Annotated in this window: 16 protein-coding genes; 6 read left to right on the top strand and 10 right to left on the bottom strand. The window is 45.0% G+C overall.

Annotated elements, in window-relative coordinates:
- Window positions 1–13: 13 nt before the first annotated feature.
- Complete coding sequence (locus RA178_RS04875; protein ID WP_168822708.1) at window positions 14–619, top strand: TetR/AcrR family transcriptional regulator; 606 nt, start codon at window positions 14–16, stop codon at window positions 617–619.
- A 147-nt stretch (window positions 620–766) separates the two neighbouring features.
- Here the strand turns inward: RA178_RS04875 and RA178_RS04870 are convergent, their stop codons facing one another.
- The 10 genes from RA178_RS04870 to RA178_RS04825 form a co-directional block, all read right to left on the bottom strand.
- On the bottom strand, window positions 767–1,573 hold the full coding sequence (locus tag RA178_RS04870) for a CsgG/HfaB family protein (protein WP_105251644.1): 807 nt from the start codon (window positions 1,571–1,573) through the stop codon (window positions 767–769).
- Window positions 1,573–1,968 (bottom strand): curli assembly protein CsgF, encoded by a 396-nt coding sequence (locus RA178_RS04865; RefSeq protein WP_105251643.1) that lies wholly within the window; start codon window positions 1,966–1,968, stop codon window positions 1,573–1,575. The genes RA178_RS04870 and RA178_RS04865 overlap by 1 nt, the downstream gene beginning before the upstream one ends.
- 10 nt (window positions 1,969–1,978) lie before the next feature.
- Window positions 1,979–2,389 (bottom strand): curli production assembly/transport protein CsgE, encoded by a 411-nt coding sequence (locus RA178_RS04860; RefSeq protein WP_306684787.1) that lies wholly within the window; start codon window positions 2,387–2,389, stop codon window positions 1,979–1,981.
- A gap of 298 nt (window positions 2,390–2,687) precedes the next feature.
- Window positions 2,688–4,376, bottom strand: a complete 1,689-nt coding sequence (locus RA178_RS04855) for a sensor histidine kinase (protein ID WP_306684786.1) — start codon at window positions 4,374–4,376, stop codon at window positions 2,688–2,690.
- Window positions 4,377–4,422: 46 nt separating this feature from the next.
- Window positions 4,423–5,901, bottom strand: coding sequence for a sigma-54-dependent transcriptional regulator (locus RA178_RS04850; protein ID WP_306684785.1), 1,479 nt, complete (start codon window positions 5,899–5,901; stop codon window positions 4,423–4,425).
- A gap of 123 nt (window positions 5,902–6,024) precedes the next feature.
- Window positions 6,025–7,224 carry an FtsX-like permease family protein gene (locus RA178_RS04845; RefSeq protein ID WP_306684783.1) on the bottom strand — a complete coding sequence of 400 codons (1,200 nt, stop codon included), beginning with the start codon at window positions 7,222–7,224 and terminating at the stop codon, window positions 6,025–6,027.
- A 10-nt stretch (window positions 7,225–7,234) separates the two neighbouring features.
- Window positions 7,235–8,545, bottom strand: a complete 1,311-nt coding sequence (locus tag RA178_RS04840) for an ABC transporter permease (protein ID WP_306684782.1) — start codon at window positions 8,543–8,545, stop codon at window positions 7,235–7,237.
- Between the two features lie 11 nt (window positions 8,546–8,556).
- Window positions 8,557–9,306, bottom strand: a complete 750-nt coding sequence (locus tag RA178_RS04835; RefSeq protein ID WP_028761691.1) for an ABC transporter ATP-binding protein — start codon at window positions 9,304–9,306, stop codon at window positions 8,557–8,559.
- A gap of 99 nt (window positions 9,307–9,405) precedes the next feature.
- Complete coding sequence (locus RA178_RS04830) at window positions 9,406–9,669, bottom strand: hypothetical protein (protein ID WP_028761690.1); 264 nt, start codon at window positions 9,667–9,669, stop codon at window positions 9,406–9,408.
- Window positions 9,670–9,778: 109 nt separating this feature from the next.
- Window positions 9,779–11,041 carry an efflux RND transporter periplasmic adaptor subunit gene (locus RA178_RS04825; protein ID WP_263191158.1) on the bottom strand — a complete coding sequence of 421 codons (1,263 nt, stop codon included), beginning with the start codon at window positions 11,039–11,041 and terminating at the stop codon, window positions 9,779–9,781.
- A gap of 354 nt (window positions 11,042–11,395) precedes the next feature.
- Here RA178_RS04825 and pyrC point away from each other — a divergent pair, with 354 nt between their 5' ends.
- The 5 genes from pyrC to RA178_RS04800 all read left to right on the top strand — a co-directional run bounded on the left by pyrC (window position 11,396) and on the right by RA178_RS04800 (window position 18,460).
- Window positions 11,396–12,427: a dihydroorotase gene (gene pyrC / locus RA178_RS04820; RefSeq protein WP_306684780.1), complete on the top strand. Its 1,032-nt coding sequence runs from the start codon at window positions 11,396–11,398 to the stop codon at window positions 12,425–12,427.
- Window positions 12,428–12,558: 131 nt separating this feature from the next.
- On the top strand, window positions 12,559–13,605 hold the full coding sequence (locus tag RA178_RS04815; RefSeq protein WP_306684779.1) for a hypothetical protein: 1,047 nt from the start codon (window positions 12,559–12,561) through the stop codon (window positions 13,603–13,605).
- 301 nt (window positions 13,606–13,906) lie between these two features.
- Window positions 13,907–14,440: a toxin-antitoxin system YwqK family antitoxin gene (locus tag RA178_RS04810; protein ID WP_306684778.1), complete on the top strand. Its 534-nt coding sequence runs from the start codon at window positions 13,907–13,909 to the stop codon at window positions 14,438–14,440.
- A 911-nt stretch (window positions 14,441–15,351) separates the two neighbouring features.
- Entirely contained in the window at window positions 15,352–16,164 is an 813-nt protein-coding gene (gene murI / locus RA178_RS04805; protein WP_306684776.1) for a glutamate racemase, read from the top strand.
- A 241-nt stretch (window positions 16,165–16,405) separates the two neighbouring features.
- The gene (locus RA178_RS04800; protein ID WP_306684775.1) at window positions 16,406–18,460 is read left to right on the top strand and encodes a toxin-antitoxin system YwqK family antitoxin; all 2,055 of its coding nucleotides are present in this window, start codon (window positions 16,406–16,408) and stop codon (window positions 18,458–18,460) included.
- Window positions 18,461–18,565: the final 105 nt, after the last annotated feature.

Raw genomic sequence — 18,565 nt, 5'->3', positions numbered from 1 at the left:
TGGGGGATAAATCTTGAATAAACCATCAACAGCACAACCCATTAAAACCATGACTGATAAACGCCAAGCTATTCTCGATACTGCTTTAGCGCTCTTTGTCAGCCAAGGATTTCATGGCACGTCTACCGCCTCGATTGCGAAACAAGCAGGTGTAGCAACGGGCACCTTGTTCCATCACTTCCCTTCTAAGGAAGCCTTGATGGAATCTTTGTTTCTTAACATAAAACAAGAATTTGCCGATGCCTTACTGTTAAACACCCATAAGGGCAGCGATCTTAAACACAATGCCCTACAACTATGGCAAAGTGCGATAGATTGGTCGCTGGATAACCCTGTCAAACAACTGTTTTTTCAGCAATATTCAATGTCGCCCATGATTGCTGCTAAGGTGCGCGATCAAGCGATGAATAGCATCTTAGGCTTTATTAGCGAACTCATTAAGCAGGGACAAATGATGGGGCTAATCGCCCATTATCCAGTGGAATTGATGCTAGAAAACTGCCACGGCCAATATCTAGCAGCGACGCGTTTCTTTATCGATAACCCGCACTTGGGGACAGATAGAACATACCGCGATGCCAGTTTTGAACTGTTTTGGAAGGCCATGCAAGCGGACTAAAATAGCCAAATATCAACTGACTGCTGCAATAACTGCAATAAAAAACCGAGTCAGCTTAACTGGCTCGGTTTTCTTTTACGCTATCGCGACTAAGTGCTCAAGCAGAAGCCTGCTTTGCTCTAGCATCTAATACCGACTTTCAAGCACCTATCCCTGACTCAACTCTTGGGCTTTTTCTGCTGGCTGCGCCACTTGAGTTGGGCTCCAGTAACCTTGTTTGATACCCTTATCAATCAGCTCAGCGACCGCCAATTCAATGGCTTGTAACACGCAAAATTGCACTGGCTCATTGGTAGTAAAACCGACTTCAGCCTCGGCTAATCGATTTAAACTCGTGTAACGGAACAAACCCGCACGCATTTCTTGGGACAAGACTCGTTTGCTGGTTGAGACCGACATCATGACTTTACCTGTGTGTACATCCACGGCGCGTAGATAAATGGTCACCAGATCTTCACGGTACATTTCAGAGGCGCCAATACCATAATATTCGACCCCGCTACCGCCTGTGCTAGTGTTGGTCTCATAACTAATCACTCCACCTTCGAGTAACAATCTGGCGGTGGATAATACGGGCACTTCATCGCCCTTAGTACCGCTCTGTTTGTTGCTGATCTTACGCTCGGTAAGCAAATTTTGTAGCCCTTCACGCTCAACGGGTGTAAACCATTTGGAGTCGAGCAAAGTCTGCATCAACATCGATGTTGCGCCCTGAGTAACCGCGGTCGAAAACGAACTCACGTTAGCCTGCGGCTTATATTGGCCAGTTTGATCGCGAAAGGAATACACGGCCACTGGGATAGGAAACTTAGGTCCAGGCTGAGTTTGCAACCCACGCATCACCTCACTCAAGGGGTTAACCTCGGCAGCCGTGATATTTAAATCGGGTTTGGAGATCAGGCTACAGGCCGACACACTTAACAGTAATAAACTCACTAACACTAGACGGGCCATTAGTTGCCACCTCCAAATGCTGACATTTCAATTATTGTCACTTCATTCGTAGCAATATTAGTGATAGTCAGTATAACTTTATCCCCTATAGAGTTAATTTCTATACGAAAATCGCCAGTATTATAGTCACCGTCGGTGATTTCACCATCAGCAATCCCTCGGGTAATAGAATTGATAAGATTACGCTCTAGGGATTCTTTAAAGCGAGTAATAAAGTCCTTCTCGGACGAGTTGGATTTATTGTCATTCTGCGCTTGGGCTTTATTTAATAGAAAAGCCCCATTTTGTGGATTGCCGCCAAAGCTGGGATTCACTGGCGTATAAATCAATTCAGTGGCTTGGCCACTGCTTGCCACACATAGCGTGACAAGAGCAAGTAACGTCCTGTATGTCATTATTATTATCCTAAAAGTCGTCCGATGTTCCTGAAAAATCACCTGTTATTGCATTGGCTCTGACTTGCGCTAAATAATCAATCGTAAGCAAAATCGCCAGCTCTGCGCTCTCTTTAATCGGATTTGCACGACGACCAAAATGGGTGGTGTAAATCCGAGTCCCGTTTACCTCTAAGGTTAAAACGGTTCCAGCCTGTGGAAACACTGTCTCATATAGAGTGACGTTAAAGCCTTGGGTAAAGGGCAGTTCGCGCCAATAGCTTGAGTAGTAAAAGCCAAAGTCCTTACCAAACCGAGTCAAGGTTCTATCTATTACTAAGCCACTAATTTCAATGTCGTTATCGGCAAGAGTAATAGGGGAAGCCAGCAGCAGGAATGGACATAAAACGTAAGTAAGCAGACGCTGTTTTAACTGTTTCACTTATCCCTCCTTAACCTTTTTAATCGAACCTTAAAAACCGCGCTAACCTCTGTTAGAACAAGGTGAGTTTTAACGCAAATTTTCGATAAAACAGGTTAACAGGGTTAAAGATCTCCCGTCATTACGCTGGGGGGCAAATTAGCCCGAAGAGCTAAGGTAAAAATGCAAAAATAGCCCATTTGGCTAATACGCCAAGAGGCAGTTGAGGATAGGAGTTATGCTTTAAACAAGCGGATAAGATAAGCAATAAAAATACGACTTAAGAGTCGCATTACGGTGTTGATTCAAAACGCGAGCATTATTGTGGTAACCATAGTCGAACCAACAGGCCACCGTCACTGCGATTATGCATGCTAATACTGCCATCGTGGGCTTCGATAATTTCACGGCACAAAGGTAAACCTAAGCCTGTACCCGATTGTTTTGTTGAGTAAAACGGCAGTAGCGCCTGCTCTAATACTTCACCAGACATACCTGCGCCGCGATCCTCAATCACAATACTAAAACCTGCACCATCCACTAAGGTTTGATACCGAATCGACAGGGTGACCTCCTCGGGGTTTGAGCCAGATTCATGGGCGTTTTTAAGTAAATTAAGGAGCACTTGCTCCATCTGTCCTTGATCGAAAAAACCATCAACCTCAGGTAACTCATGAGTGAGTTTAAAGGGATAATGCTGAGTTAACTGGGCAGTAAATTGCGTCCAATTCACCTGACGCCGTTGCGGGAGCGGCAACTTAGCAAAACGGGCATAGTTAAAGATAAACTGGCTTAGATGACTGGTGCGATTCTCGATAGTATCGAAAATCAGCTTAAGTTTTGGATTATCCAGATCTTTAGTCAGTAACCGCCCCGAGTTCACCATAGAGGCGATGGGCGCCACTGAGTTATTGAGTTCATGGCTAATAATGCGGATCACTTTCTTCCACACTGCCACCTCTTGACGATTGAGCTCGCGGGTCATCTGCTTGAGCAAAATCAAGTTATGCTGTTGGTTATTCAATAAAAAATGACCACGACTTAAATACCAAGTTTCCACATCATCTTCACCCATGGCGAAGAGTCCGTTCTTTTCATGTTTAAGCGCTAAGGCCAATACTTCGGGCAAATCCACCAGCAATTCATCTAAGCTCAAGCCTTCCATTCTGCCCTTTTTATGGAATAGGTGACGCGCCGCATCATTGGCGTAAATGAGCCGCTGATGATCGTCCAGTAACAACATCACATTGGGAGAACTTTGAATAACCTTATCCAGTAATAACTCCCGCTGGTAAATGTACTGCCTTTCTTGGCGTAATTTAGCAGCGCTATGGTTAAATAACTGCGCTAAGGTTTTGAGCTGACCTTCGCCATGTTCAGGAATACTCACACTAAAGTCATTATCACTAAAATTTAGCAAGCCGACTTCAAGGGAATCTAAACTGCGGCCGAGATGTCGAGTCAACCAAGCAATACCTAAACCACAGACAGCACAAGCGAGAAGCAACACGATCAAACCTTCACCTAAGGTCAAACTCGAGACACGCTCTCCCTTAGCTATCTCAGCGGATATCGCAGGAGATACAGGTGCTTTGGGCGGTAAAATGGATAGCGGTTCTACACGTAAAGGCTCAACCACATGAGGAATAGAATTAAACAGCCCTTCTTTAAGTTGTTCTAACTTGAAGAGTTTTATTTGTAACTGCTCTTGTTTAAGTTGTTCAAGCTTTTGCAGCTCAGCCTTAATCTGCTCGGCCCTCTGGTGCGCTTGCATCGCCGCAGCCTCCTGCAATTGCTCACTATTGTTAAGGGCGAGTTCGATGGAGGCGACCGTTTTCTCAAGCTCCGCAAAATCGAGTTGCACATTCACATCAGGGATTTCAATCGTGTTAGACGTGGCAACAGACGAAGCATAGGGTGAGATATACTTCACCAAGGCAAAACTCAGCAAGACGCCAAAGGCGCAGCAAGCCATTGAAAAAATGATAAGTTTAGTTCGAATTAACACTCAGATTCCTTAATCGATAGCCTTTACCCTAGCATCTGCACTTAGCCTATGACTTATCTAAACCAAACTTGTCCATCCGCCGATACAGCGCTTGGCGACTGAGTCCAAGCGCTTTTGCTACCCGAGCAATTACGCCATGATACTGTTTTAACGCCGCTTCGATATCTTCTCGACTCACGTCTATCGCCTCATTGGCATCCGACACTTGGGCACGAACAGACTCATGATAAAACGCGGTATTTACGGGGATGGAAGCGGGCGAATAAACAGGCAGAGGATCAGACTGTCTCAAGCCAGATAGCCGCAGCTCAGATACAGCCGAAACACTGGAAGCAGATTTTATAACACTCGCAACAGGTGCCAAACCAAAGTCAGCTTCAGTCAACACATGGCTTTGCGCCAACAATACGGCCCGCTTACAGGCGTTTTCAAGCTCGCGCACATTTCCTGGCCAGCGGTGCTGTAATAACGCCTGCAACGCAGGTTTACTCAAGCTAAAATCGCTGCCGATAAAATGCTGCACTAAAGGTAAAATATCATCGATGCGTTGATTCAGCGGTGGCAATGCCAGTTCAATCACGTTTAAGCGGTAAAACAAATCCTCACGGAATCGCCCTTCAGCGATATCTTGGGCCAGATCCGCATTGGTCGCACTGATCACCCGCACTTTTACTTTCTGGGTTTTATGGCTTCCTAAGCGTTCAAATTCGCCGGTTTGTAGCACCCGCAATAATTTCACTTGACCAGACAAAGGTAAATTGCCAATTTCATCTAAAAACAGCGTGCCGCCGTCGGCCGCTTCAAAACGGCCAATACGTGCTTTAGTTGCGCCCGTAAAAGCGCCCGCCTCGGCACCAAACAGCTCGGCCTCTAATAAGTCCATCGGCAAGGCGCCGACATTGACCTTAATAAAAGGTTTGATTTTTAAGGGTGAATTGGCGTGGAGAATATCGGCAAGCTTGTCTTTACCCGCGCCATTGGGGCCAGTGATCAAGACCGACACATCGGAGCGCGCCAGTTGCAAGGCTAAATCAATGCAACGCTGCATAGCACCGCTGCCAAAGACAATACCGCAGAGATCCGCATCGGCGATCGCCACTTGGCGTTGATGATTCACTCGCTCCAAGCGGTGGTTAGCACGGGAGAGTTTATAAAGCGCAATCAGATTAGTGATGCTATTGAGTAGCTTAGCGTCATCCCAAGGTTTGCCCATATAATCGGCAGCGCCCGCTTTGACTAATTCAACTGCCGTTTCGAGTTGCGTCCACGCCGTCATCAAAATAATCGGCAAATCCCCTTGGCGTTCGCGCAGGGCGTAAAACAGCTGCCGACCTTCCTCACCCGAGGTGGTATCTCGGGTAAAGTTCATATCTTGGATCACTAAATCCACATCTTGCGTCGTCAATAACCCAAGGGCGTCCTCTGGGCTATGGCAAATCAGCACCCGATAATCATTGAGTTCTAGCATCAAACCTAGGGCTTGGCAGATGGCATGATTGTCATCGACGATAAGGATAGTATCCATAAGTGTGAGTGTTGTCCTAAGTAAAACTGTTAACCGTAAAGTAACAAAAAGTGCAATAACATCCTATTGTTATCGCACTTTTGTCGAGCTTTTATCGTACCTTGAGTAACATCAAATATTCCGCTATACGCTGCGAGTTGCGGTTGCTGGCGAAATATTTGCCGCCTTACGCGCCGGTAAGTAAACCGCTAACGTGGTGACAATAAATAAACCTGCCACAGTAATTAGTGGGTAGCTTAAGTCCAACATAGGCAAGCTATAGATTTTCATTAACTGTTGGCCTAACTGTATCGCTAACAAGCCGCCCAACACGCCTCCCGCTAAGCAAATCAAATAGTTTTCCACCAGGAAGTAACTGATAATATCGCGTTTTTTAGCCCCCAATGCACGGCGGGTACCTATCTGCTTAGTGCGGCGCTGGATATTAAACATCACCATGCCCGTTAAACCGAGCGAGGTGATAAGCAATAACAACACCACCATCATAGTTAACACAGTAATCATCAATTTATGATCTCGGTATGAGCTATCTTTTAAGGCCTCGATTGACTTAAATCCATCGAGTACTCGGTTTGGATTCTCTGCCAGCAGCGCTTTTTTTATCGCGTCTTTAAGCTCGGCGTGAAACTCAGGTTTGGCCCGTACCATGTAAGAACTGCTGCCATAATCCACATTTTGAATCACGCTATTTTCAAGGCTAGAACTGTCAATCCACGCGCCTTGCAGTTTTTCGACTACGCCAATCACAGTGATCTGTGCATCCTTGCCCTCGTACAACACTTTACCAAGTGCGGATTCATCAGGCCAAATGGCTTTGGCTAACACACTGGAGATGATCGCTAATCGGCTAGGGCTATCGAGGTTATCCTTAAGTTCATGGGGGTAAAAGTTACGTCCCTCAATCAGCTTAAGGCCTAAGGTCTCAATGGTGTGATCTGTCCCTAAATACATGGCAAATTGCGGTGTCGATTTAGCGCTATCTGGGTCGGGGCCCAGATTTAACGTGCTCGACCAGCCGCCACCGCTTAACGGCAACATATTGGTTGAGGTCGCATCAATCACATTGGGTAGCCCCCGCAAAATTTGCTGATCAATTTTGTTTTGCGCGGTTTTATCAATCAATGGATCAAAGTTGAACAAGCTAAAGGTCAAGACTTCTGACTCTTTAATCCCCGAATCACGCTGCATCAGGGCTAAACGCTCTTGAATAATAAAGCTCGCATTCGCCACAATCGCCACAGACAAGATAATCTGAATAAGCAGTAAGACTGGACCGCTTTTACTGCGCAATAAACTGCTGAGAATAGGTTTAATATGCAACATAATGAGTCCCTTACTGGCTTTTCAGATAAACACTAGGTTTAGTGCGACACACCACCCATGCGGGATACAAGCCAGCCAACAAGGCTGTGCCTACAGCAATACTTGGGGTGATAATCCACATACTCGCCGATAAATGGGTTAAACCCTTCGCGACCTCAAACTGGGCCGATAACCCATAAAGCGAAACGTAGGCCCAAGCGAGTCCCAGCAAACCACCGAATAAGCCAATCATGCCCACTTCCACCATGTATTGAGCGAAGATTTGACCACGGCTAGCACCAATAGCGCGGCGCACTCCCACCTCGGGAGCTCGCTTGAGGAACTTTGTCAGCATTAAACCTAATATATTGACTAAACAAACACTTAAAAACAGCGCACTCAAGCCAACCAAGATTTTATTGTCTTCGGGCACCACATGATTGTATTCAAGCCAAGTTACCACATCGGATACTTTGACTGAGTCAGCGGCAGATTTATTATCCGTAAAACGGCCTAGAGCTTTTTGCTCCGCCACATAATTGCTGAGCCAAGAACGGTAACTGGCGACTGCGTCTTTATTTGGTAACTCAACCCAATACAGCAGCCACACTTTTTCAGAGTTAAGGCGATCACTGTAACTATTCATCGTCTCAAACTTCCAACCCGACGTGTTACCCCATACATCAAACTCTTCGATAGGTGTCAGCGAAAACGGTACAAAAATTTGTTCCGTGTCGTTAAAGGCACCGTTAGTGGGATCATAATATTTAGGCTTAGGATCCCAAGCATCAATCACCCCAACCACTTGATAAGGTTTACGATTAAGATAGATAACTTTGCCAACACTGTTTTGACCCGCAAACAACTTTTGATTGAGTTTATCGTTAATCACCACTTGATAAGCAGGTTCAGTGTCGACGGATTTATCCCACGCATTACCGTACAAAAATGGCACGTCAAACAGCTTAAAAAAGTCACTGTCCGTCACTCGAATGCTTTCTAAAATAGGCGCAAAATTGGCATCCTCCGTTTGCACTGCCATCCCAGTGCGAAACATCGCAGCTTGGCGTTTAGGTAAGGTATTGTTGCGCAGATTCATCGCGTCTTGGTAAGTCACTAACGAGTTTAACTCATCCCAAGAATCAGGACCTTGGCTCCAAAGCTGTACCGCATTTAACTCATCAGAGCGTTCACCCGCAGGATTAAATGACATCATCTTGTACACGTTTAACGTAGTAATCGTGATACCAATGCCAATCGAAATCGCCAACACCATCAACAGCGACAGCACTGGGGTTTTCTTAATGCTACGCCAAGCTAAATCAACATAATAAAAGAACATAATGCATATCCTTAACGGTCGGCGTTGGCGACAAGTTTGTCGATATCAGTCGCAGCAGTGATATCACTGACATGGCGATGACCTTGATGATACATAGTAAAGTCACACACTTGACCATCGACAATTTGAATGTTGCGTTGGGCGCGGCGAGCGAGTTCAGGATCGTGCGTCACCATGATAATGGTCGTGCCCGCTTGATTGATATTTTCGAGTAATTCCATCACTTGACGTGCCATTAGGCTGTCGAGGTTTCCCGTAGGTTCGTCGGCGAGTAGGAAACGTGGCTCACCCGCTAAAGCACGAGCAATCGCCACCCTTTGTTGTTGTCCACCCGACAACTGAGTAGGTAAATGTTTAAGTCGTGAAGCTAAGCCCACTTGCTCTAATGCCTCTTGTACACGACGTTGACGCTCCTTGGCATTAAAACCACGATAGCGCAGCGGCACTTCAATATTCTCAGCTAAGTTAAGATCGGGAATTAAGTTAAAACCTTGGAAAATAAAGCCAATTTTTTCATTCCGGATAGTGGCGCTCTTGTTATCGCTCAAGTTAGACACGTTAATCCCATCGAGAAAATAGTCACCGTGGGTAAAACCTTCGAGCAAACCCGCGATATTTAAAAAAGTCGTTTTACCTGAGCCAGAAGGACCTGTGACAGCGACAAACTCGCCTTCATTCACTTCGAGGTTAAAATCGCGCAGGGCGTGGGTTTCTACTAAATCCGTTTTAAAAACCTTGCTCACATTCTTCATTGATAACATGTTAATTTCCTTTAAAAAATCAAATCTATTTTTGCGCCTAGACTCTGCGTCAACACCTTAGGCATCGACTCATGTACGACCGTAATCAGCACACCTTTATCAGCCAAAGAATGGCTCAACGACACACTCTAAAAACCACATAAAAGCGCCCAGCATAAGGTTGGCAGTTTCGGTTGAAACCTCACCCACTTGGCGAAACTCATCCAAAGGATTGCTCCATTCCAACAAATTGAGTCCGAGGAAAAACCAGCTATTGGCCTCACCGATACTTAGTTCCACCGCAACCACCAGTAATAATAAGGCTAGTACTCCAAACATTTTGGATGACATCAACACGCTGATATCAAATTGTTTATCACGCATATCCGGCTCCTATTCTCATCCATGTCGCAGCAGGTTTCGTCATTCACCTTGATTACTGCGCTGTTAAATTCATCAGATTGGTTGTTTAATAATTTACGAATATCGGTCATCAATGAATTCTGACCTGTTCGGCGTGATTAAAGGGATCGACACTTGAAATAACCCACTCATCTCCGGCTTTGCCACCATCAAGCACTTCGACTTGGCTCAGGCTAGTACTGCCGAGCTTAACCTCACGACGACTGGCTAAATCGCCCTCGATTTGATAAGCCACATTACCCCCACCGCTGGTCATAAAGGCGCCGCGTTTTACCATAAGAACATTGGGTCTGTGCTCTAATAACACTCGGGCCGAGATGCGTTGATTCTGGCGCAGTGTTAGGCTGTCGCTTTGGTCAAATTGCACCCTAGCGGTCACTTCACGGTTACGCACTTCAGGGGAAATCGACGATAACTTGCCCATTAACTTAATACTGCCAAAACTCAACTCGACTTCCATGCCTAAACCCAGATCGTCCGCATAGGATTCAGGCACGGCTAACTCAGCCTCATAGGCGCTTAAATCCACAACAGTTAAAATCGGTTGGTTAGCGCTAAGACGGGTTTTCTGCTCGGTAATCCAGTTACCGATAATGCCGTTAACAGGTGCAATAATATTCAAGGCATCGACTTGGCGTTCTAATTCACGCACCGCGAGAGTTTGACGCTCAACTTCTAGGGCTTTGTTTTTAATTTCAAAGGTTAACGTATCTTTCGTTAACGCCACTTCTTGCTCTGCATGCTTAAACTTCAGCTTGGCTTTGTGTAAATCATCTTTGCCCTTTTCATAATCAATCTGGCCAATAAGCTGACTTTGAATCAGCTCCTCTCCGCGTCGGCTTTCCCTATCCGCCGCTTCAAGATCGACCGTTGCAATATCTAAGGTTTGATAAGCTTGTAATTGATCGCGTCTTGCATCCAACTTAGCGCGCTCTAATGCACTCTCCATGCCCGCTAATACGGACTTGGCTTGCGCTAGCTGATTAGTGAGTCTTGGACTATCGAGTTTGGCGACCACATCGCCCTTATTAACAGTATCGCCAGGATTACTCAGCAGAGTGACTGTACCTTCCTCAGTGCTATACAAAATAGGCGCATTGGCCGCCACGATTTTACCTGTGGTCGCCACATCGCGGGTTAACGTTCCAACAAAGAGTTTTGCGGTAGTGATGTCGCTGCGGCTAAGGGATTTGCTCACGCTATCAGTGCCCAAGCTCGCCCAAACTAAGGCGCTGACTAATAAGGCGCAACCGCCAATGATCAGCGGTAACTTAAGACGTTTAGAGGTCGATGGCACAAGTACTGTATCTTGGCCGCTAGTATCTTTAATCATGGCTTTACTCGCTTCCCTGTTGTAATCATCAGTGCCGGAACGCATCAACGGACACTATTGGAAATCTCTACCCTAGAGTTAGCAAAGCCTATGCCAAACAAGTAAAATCATTTACTTTCATAACTTTAATAAAAAATCGCAGATAAAAGTGTCCGCGGACACTGGGGCTTTTATTTAAAAGTGTCCGCAGCAGTGAAATGAAAAGTGTCCGATTGAAAAAAAGCAGTTCCTAGATTCTAGGGTCTAGAATCAAGATTTATTAACCAAAACAGCCGAGTTTCCCTTTACAGTAAAATCCTTGCCACATAAGATCCCGCCACCCTCGCAGCAAAAACGATCAAAAGACCAAACCCTATGACTACAATAACAATCACTCGCCCAGACGACTGGCATATTCATTTAAGAGACGGCGCCCAGCTTAAAGATACAGTGCGCGATATCAGCCGCTATATGGGCCGCGCCATAGTCATGCCAAACTTAGTGCCCCCCGCTATCGATACTGAAACCGCACTGGCCTATTACGATCGCATTAAAGCGCAGGTGCCCGCGGGCTCACAATTCGAACCTTTGATGGTGTTGTATTTAACCGACAAAACCAGCCCAGATGAAATCCGCAAGGCCAAAGCCTCTGGTAAAATTGTGGCCGCTAAACTCTACCCAGCGGGTGCGACGACTAACTCTGATTCCGGCGTGACCGATGTTAAAAACATCTATCCCGTACTCCAAGCCATGCAAGAAGTCGGTATGCTGTTTTTAGTCCACGGTGAAGTCACAGATTCAGCTATTGATATTTTCGACCGCGAGCGTGTCTTTATTGAAAATATCCTTAGTAAAATTGTCGCCGATTTCCCTGCGCTTAAAATCGTGCTTGAGCATATCACCACCAAAGATGCAGTCGATTTTGTCACTCAAGCCTCAGACAATGTAGCCGCGACTATCACAGCCCACCATTTACTGTATAACCGCAACCACATGCTGGCAGGCGGTATTCGTCCGCATTTTTACTGCCTGCCGATTTTAAAACGCAATACCCACCAACAGGCGTTGTTAGGTGCCGCGGCAAGCGGCAGCAAGAAGTTTTTCCTCGGTACAGATTCGGCGCCACACGCCAAGGATAAGAAAGAAGCGGCCTGTGGCTGCGCGGGCTCCTACACGGCTCATGCTGCCATAGAGCTGTATGCCGAAGCCTTCGAGTCGGTCAATGCGCTGGATAAACTCGAAGCGTTCGCAAGCTTTAACGGCCCAGACTTTTACCATCTGCCACATAATACCGATACCATTACGCTGGTCAAAAAGTCATGGGATGTCCCTGCCACTTATCCGCTTGGCGATACTAACGTAGTGCCAATCCGTGCTGGAGAAGCCATTGATTGGCAAGTTAAATAAGCCTTAAGTCTTTAACATCAAGTCGCCTACGGGCGACTTTTTTATCAGATTTTGATTTTTAATCCACAATCGGTCAGTATCCTGCGCTTAGAATACGGCCCTTACTTATCACCTTTTAAGAGAAAATCAGTATGCCCACAAGGATGTTATTCTCCGTTTTATCTTCAAGCCTGTTGCTGACCGCCGCGATCTCTTTGCCGACCTTTGCGGCCAATGAACTCACAGGGATCTGGCAGGGACAGTTAGGTAAAAGCAAGGTCAGAATTTGTTTTAATCAATATGGAACAGGCAGTTATTACTATCAACGCTACTTAACGCCGATAAGACTCGAGCAGCAAGATGAACTGTGGAAAGAAGAAGGCAATACCGGAAATTGGCAGTTTGATAGTGTCACGCCACAAAAACTGAGCGGCCATTGGTTTAAAGATACCGCGAGTAAATCATTACCAGTGCAACTTGAGCGAGAAATCAGCCCAGATAAGGTCGAGGATTGCGGTGCCGATGCTTACAATCTACCGCTAGAAACCACGCCAAAACTCAGCCGAGGTAAATGGCAAAGCTACGAAAATATTGAGTATCGCCCGCTGACGTTTGGCACAGATGTAGGTATCGAATTTAAAGGCCCACAAACGGGTATCTTGGTAATTAATCAATGGCTTGAACATAAGCTCACCGATGAAGCCCAACTAGCACAAACCTTTGACACTCGCCGCAGAATGCTGGCACAAATGGGCAGTTTTGTAACTGACGAAACCTTTGCCGAACCGATTTTTATTAATCAACATTGGCTCAGTGTGCGCCTATACCGCTGGGCGGCAGGTTATGGCGCCAATGGTATCAGCCAAGAATTTGTGAGTTTCTCCCTTACCGACGGCAAACCTTTCCACCCGTGGCAGTGGTTTCTCGCCGATACGCAACCACAAAGTATGCTCGTGGGTATGAGTCATCCTTTACCCCCAGCATTAAGAGACAAATTGTTTACTGGCAAAGCACCGGACGCAGAATGCCCCACATCAGACGGCTCGGGATATTACCAGCTCACCCTTGAGCCAAAGGGGATCAAATTCTGGGAAACGCCCCGCGGCGATGGCTGTGAAAATGAGTTTATCCTCAGCCCGCAAGAAGCCATGCCCTATGCCACGCAATGGGGACAGACACAGCTTAAGCTATTGGAATAGTGTACTTAACTGAGAAAATATTAGAGGGAAAGAAAGCAGTCATGGCGATGATAATGAGCGCGATGAGAGTAGCGCGACGACAAGCGCTCTTTCCCTCCCTACACAGCAATCCATTTCGAGCTAATTCATTTCAGTAAGGAATCATCTTTGAGCAATTTAACCGCAAAAATAGCGACACCCGAGGCCTTAGTGCAAGCTCAGCTTGAAGCATAATATTTGAGCAAGGAGTGCCTACTACCTTGAAAAACACCGATGGTAGGTGTGAGAGCATTGAGAATTATAGATAAAAAAGGAGTTATCGATGAAGGAAATAGATTTTAATCAATTGCAAAATATAAATGGGATCTATTATGAAATAGATACACAAATACCTTTTACTGGGAAAAGTAAAAGGTATTATGAAAGTGATGATTGTGACGGATATAGGGAAATAACTTATAGAAATGGTCTAGAAGACGGTCCTTTTAAAACATATGATGAAGATGGTTTGCTATTGTTCGAAGGATCTTATAAAAATGGGTTGGAAAAAGGCCCTTACAAAAAATATTATGAAAATGGCGGAGTGGAGAAGGAAGGAAGTTATAGAAATGGATTAGAAGAAGGCCCTTACAAGATATTTTATAAAAATGGCGCTGTAAGGCTTGTAGGGAATTATAATAATGGATTAGAAGATGGTCCTTATAATAGATATTATGAAAGTGGTCAATTGATGGAGGAAGGGACTTATAAAAATGACTTATTAGAAGGAGTCCTTAAAAGCTATTGTGACGATGGGCAATTAGCATCTGAAGAGATTTATAAAGATGGTCAATTAATCATGGTAAAAAATAAATAAAATTTAAATCTGCAATTCACTGAACCAGACTTATCTCGTCTGGTTCCCAGGGTAATCACGTGAATGTTCATATTTTGTCCGCCTTGGCAAGCCCAGCCATTAATATCTTTTCAAGAAATGCGGTTTTCATCCAAGCTCGATTTCTTTTGGTCACTAGACTCGACTTGCTCGGCTAGGCATTGAGCATATAAGCGAAAGTCAGGACTCCCATAACTCTTTTTCTGCTTTATTATCAATATTATCAAGACATCCATTGTTCATAGCCTGTACCTTAAGCATCTAAATGTGCCCATATCACCTCTAAGCTATTGTCGTGCTTTGTTTTTGACTGCTTGCTGCGGGTAATAAATTCTATTGCCCAACTCAGATCGGCCTTGAACTACGTATTACCACGCATGGCAGTAAAAAAAAGCGGACAGCCATGAATTTTTTAAGAATCAACCATCTGACATACACAGGGATTAACCCAAATTAAGCACCATCATGGAAGTGACCATCCGTGGCATGGGCGCTTATTCACATCCATGTGATCGCGACATTATTATGTCCTAATACAGCAGATTCCATGCTCGAGCATCAAGGGACGGACTTGCTGCGTGTCACTGGAATGATAGTGCTTAATGGATATGCGGAATTAAAGCTCCAGCAATATTTACAAACACACGAAGGATTAAGTTGGCATCCCAACTAAACTGCTGACAAAACTGAGTATTCATGATCTCACCCTGCGGTAAATTGCATTAACTCACCAAAAGATTTTTTGTTTACGAAAAAGTCTTAACCAAACATATCTCATTGATCAAAATAGGCTGAAAGAGCAAAATGCGCCTCTTGAAGCCGTATGCCAATTCGACTAACGCTCCTGTGTCTATGGCAAAATTAAATGTGTTGATTATGTAAAGGTAGGCGCAATGGATAGCTCAATATTAGTTTTTGATTCAGGTTCAGGTGGACTGACTGTCGCGGCCGAAATAAAAAAGAGAATCCCCAACATACGGCTGAGTTACGTCTCTGACGCTGGCTTTTTCCCGTACGGAAAAAAACCACACGATATACTTAAAAAGCGAATTTTAGACGTTATATCCAAAGCAAGCTCACTGACTCAACCCGATATCATCGTTATCGCCTGCAATACAGCGAGTACCATTGCGCTAGACTTACTTCGTGCTGAACTCAATATACCTATTGTCGGCGTTGTCCCTGCGATAAAACCTGCCGCTTCGTTATCAAAATCAAAGGTAGTGATGGTACTTGGCACTCACACCACGGTAAACTCAGCTTATGTTAAGATGCTGATCACGAATTTCGCCATAGAATGTAAGGTTTTAGTAGAAGACTCTGAAGTGCTGGTTCTCGCCTCAGAGCAAAAACTTCTCGGCAATGGGTTTGATCCCGACATTGTAACCCAGGAAATTCAGCGTATTTTTAATAAACACGATGCGTTTGATACCGATGTATTAGTGCTAGCTTGTACTCACTTTCCACTTATCCATGCAGAAATCAAAAATGCCCTTCCCCACCACGTTACCGTCATTGATTCTGGATTAGCCATTGCTAATCGAACGCACTCATTGTTAAAAATCGAGCACCAAACGTGTAGCCCGATACTCGATCCAGAAATAACGTTTTACACCACTGGGAATGTAGATTCAGAACAAGCGAAACAAAGCAAAATTGAAGTACTGCTTCAGTGCTCCATTAAATTTAAGCAGCTGTTATTGTAATATTTTTAGCTCATTTTCTTTTAAAACCCGTTTTCAAAGAAATCTAAATGATTACCCTAAAAGACACCCGCGAAATAAATGCTATATCGCATCGCTTATTGTTAAATGTTGGAGCTTAACAGGCCGCTATTGCGGCCTTTTTTGTATCAGCCACTTCCTGAAGTGCTTGTCTTCGCATAAAATTCGGCCCGTTTACTGGTGCGCATGAGGCGCAAGTTATCGGTGTTAAAGGTGTAGTTAAATGGAACTTTCGATTCGCAGTTTATTCACTGCAGCGGGCATGGTGTTGTTATCCTCTTTAATGGTTATTCCTGCGGCAAGCGCTGCGGTCAAAACAGTCCATCCCACTGTCGATTTACCGAATGGCCAATGGCTTAATTTTCACCAAAAAGACAATCAAGTGTGGAGCGAAATGTCCGACGGCGATGCGCCCGGCGTACATCTTGATGATTATGGTGCGGCTGAAATTGTGGCCGTTTTTTACTATGACTTTGATAAGGGTGGCGACAAAGAAGTCGTGGTCATGCTTAAAGATGCTGATGGTCAGCATTTACGGGGTTATGGTTTTGAGGATTCAAAGCTCACTAAGCTACCACGCCTTCAAGTTGTGCTGGATGAAGTCGCCCCGACGTTATCATCATTTACCGTCAGCGACACCCGCAAAGTGTTAAACCAAATTCCGCCGCAGCAATATCGCATGACCTATGATGTTGAGGCGATTGAAGATCCTGCCATTAAATCGATTATCGATGGATCAAGCAAACTCAAACCAACCTTAATCGACTATCGCAATGCTAAAGGTTTACCCGCCGATGTGAAAACCGCGGACGAATATAAATTACGTTACCCCCTCACCCGCAAAGATAAAGATGCCCAAGGCCGCGAGCATCAATACAGTTTAGTGACCCACTTTTATCGCAATGATTATCGCGAACAACAGGGCAGTTTTGTGTTGGTGAGCGTTGTCTTTGAAGCCGATGATGTGGACTGGCTAAACAGCGGTGAGGGTGAGATCCCAAAAACGGGCCCAGCTTATGATTATATGAATCTCGGTGGTTCTTGGGCTGGACTTGCGCTTGAAAGTCATTATGCCCAAGGTGTGCTCGATGGCCCCTATATCGCCTACGATAACCGTAATGCCAATATCATGTTGAATGGTCAGTACAAACAAGGCAAAAAAGTCGGTAAATGGATGGAGGCTGACGGCCAAGCAAGCTATTGGGAAGGTGAGTATCTTGACGGTAAAAAGCAAGGTAAATGGATTGCACAGTCCATGTTCGATGAGGCAGATAACTACGGTTTTGCCCATTACAATCAAGGAGTGCTCGATGGCCCCTATGAAATCTATGAGCCCGAATATGGCGGAGACACAGGTGATAAGCGATTGTCTGAAAAAGGCATTTATCACAACGGCGTCAAAGACGGTGAATGGCTTGAGAGCAATGGCAATAAAGGCCACTATCAAAACGGCATTAAACAAGGCCCTTGGGTAGATAAAGTCTCGCTTGGCGAATACCGCAACTATGTAGGTAATGGGGCTTACCTTGATGGCAAGCGCACTGGCCCTTGGGTATTTAAAACTGACAAGAAATCACGGTTCGAAGTGACTTATCTCAATGGATTACGCGAAGGTGAAGAAAAACTAATCAGCGATGAAAATGTGCTCTTTGCCAATAAGCATTATAAGCAGGGCCTGCTCGATGGTCAGAGTATTTGGTACTCAGCACAGGATGTTGCCAACGGCATTAGGCACTATCGCAAAGGTGAATACCATGGAATGCAGGCGATATTTGATCCTAACCATAATCACCGGCTTATGGAGTTAAGTCATTATGAATATGACGAAACCCTGCCATTCAAGCCCTCTCAGGACGAGTGCATAATGCGAGAAAATCCCTATAGCAATGACTGTAAGGACATACTGAATCCCCCCTTTAGAAATACACAGTCAATTAAGCATGGGCAACAATATTATTATGATAGTAAAGGAAAATTATACAAATTTTCTGACTACCATCATGGCAACCTCATCAAAGAATATGAATTCGATGAAGAGGGGCATGTCCAAAAGCTGCAAAATAATGAACAGGGGCAAGACAGTCAAATCAGCATCCGCTACAAGAAGGATGGCGGTTATTCACTGTCCAATTACAGCGACAATGAGCAACGTGGCTGGACATATGAAATCGATAATAAGGATCGTTTACTGTCCCTGAAGTATTACCACGATGGTGAGAAAAAGGGGTTTACCATCCGCTATAACACAGATGGCAGTTATGCGATTACAGAAAGGTAAACATTAATATCGAACATCAGGCACTGCTTATCCTTTTATCCTAATGGTTAACTCAAGACCTTGAAGACAATTACCATCAAAAAGGCAAAGTTTAAAGTTGGGATA

This window comes from Shewanella oncorhynchi, from assembly GCF_030848765.1.
Lineage (GTDB): Bacteria > Pseudomonadota > Gammaproteobacteria > Enterobacterales > Shewanellaceae > Shewanella > Shewanella oncorhynchi.
Note: the sequence above shows the minus strand (reverse complement) of the source record. Positions and strands in the feature narration are given on the sequence as shown.

Bases quoted from the DNA above. Each gene is read 5' to 3' on its own strand.
- RA178_RS04870 (WP_105251644.1), bottom strand. From the start codon at position 1,573: ATGGCCCGTCTAGTGTTAGTGAGTTTATTACTGTTAAGTGTGTCGGCC.
- RA178_RS04840 (WP_306684782.1), bottom strand. From the start codon at position 8,545: ATGTTCTTTTATTATGTTGATTTAGCTTGGCGTAGCATTAAGAAAACC.
- RA178_RS04865 (WP_105251643.1), bottom strand. From the start codon at position 1,968: ATGACATACAGGACGTTACTTGCTCTTGTCACGCTATGTGTGGCAAGC.
- RA178_RS04850 (WP_306684785.1), bottom strand. From the start codon at position 5,901: ATGGATACTATCCTTATCGTCGATGACAATCATGCCATCTGCCAAGCC.
- RA178_RS04845 (WP_306684783.1), bottom strand. From the start codon at position 7,224: ATGTTGCATATTAAACCTATTCTCAGCAGTTTATTGCGCAGTAAAAGC.
- RA178_RS04810 (WP_306684778.1), top strand. From the start codon at position 13,907: ATGAAGGAAATAGATTTTAATCAATTGCAAAATATAAATGGGATCTAT.
- murI (WP_306684776.1), top strand. From the start codon at position 15,352: ATGGATAGCTCAATATTAGTTTTTGATTCAGGTTCAGGTGGACTGACT.
- RA178_RS04815 (WP_306684779.1), top strand. From the start codon at position 12,559: ATGCCCACAAGGATGTTATTCTCCGTTTTATCTTCAAGCCTGTTGCTG.
- RA178_RS04825 (WP_263191158.1), bottom strand. From the start codon at position 11,041: ATGATTAAAGATACTAGCGGCCAAGATACAGTACTTGTGCCATCGACC.
- RA178_RS04830 (WP_028761690.1), bottom strand. From the start codon at position 9,669: ATGCGTGATAAACAATTTGATATCAGCGTGTTGATGTCATCCAAAATG.
- RA178_RS04800 (WP_306684775.1), top strand. From the start codon at position 16,406: ATGGAACTTTCGATTCGCAGTTTATTCACTGCAGCGGGCATGGTGTTG.
- RA178_RS04835 (WP_028761691.1), bottom strand. From the start codon at position 9,306: ATGTTATCAATGAAGAATGTGAGCAAGGTTTTTAAAACGGATTTAGTA.
- pyrC (WP_306684780.1), top strand. From the start codon at position 11,396: ATGACTACAATAACAATCACTCGCCCAGACGACTGGCATATTCATTTA.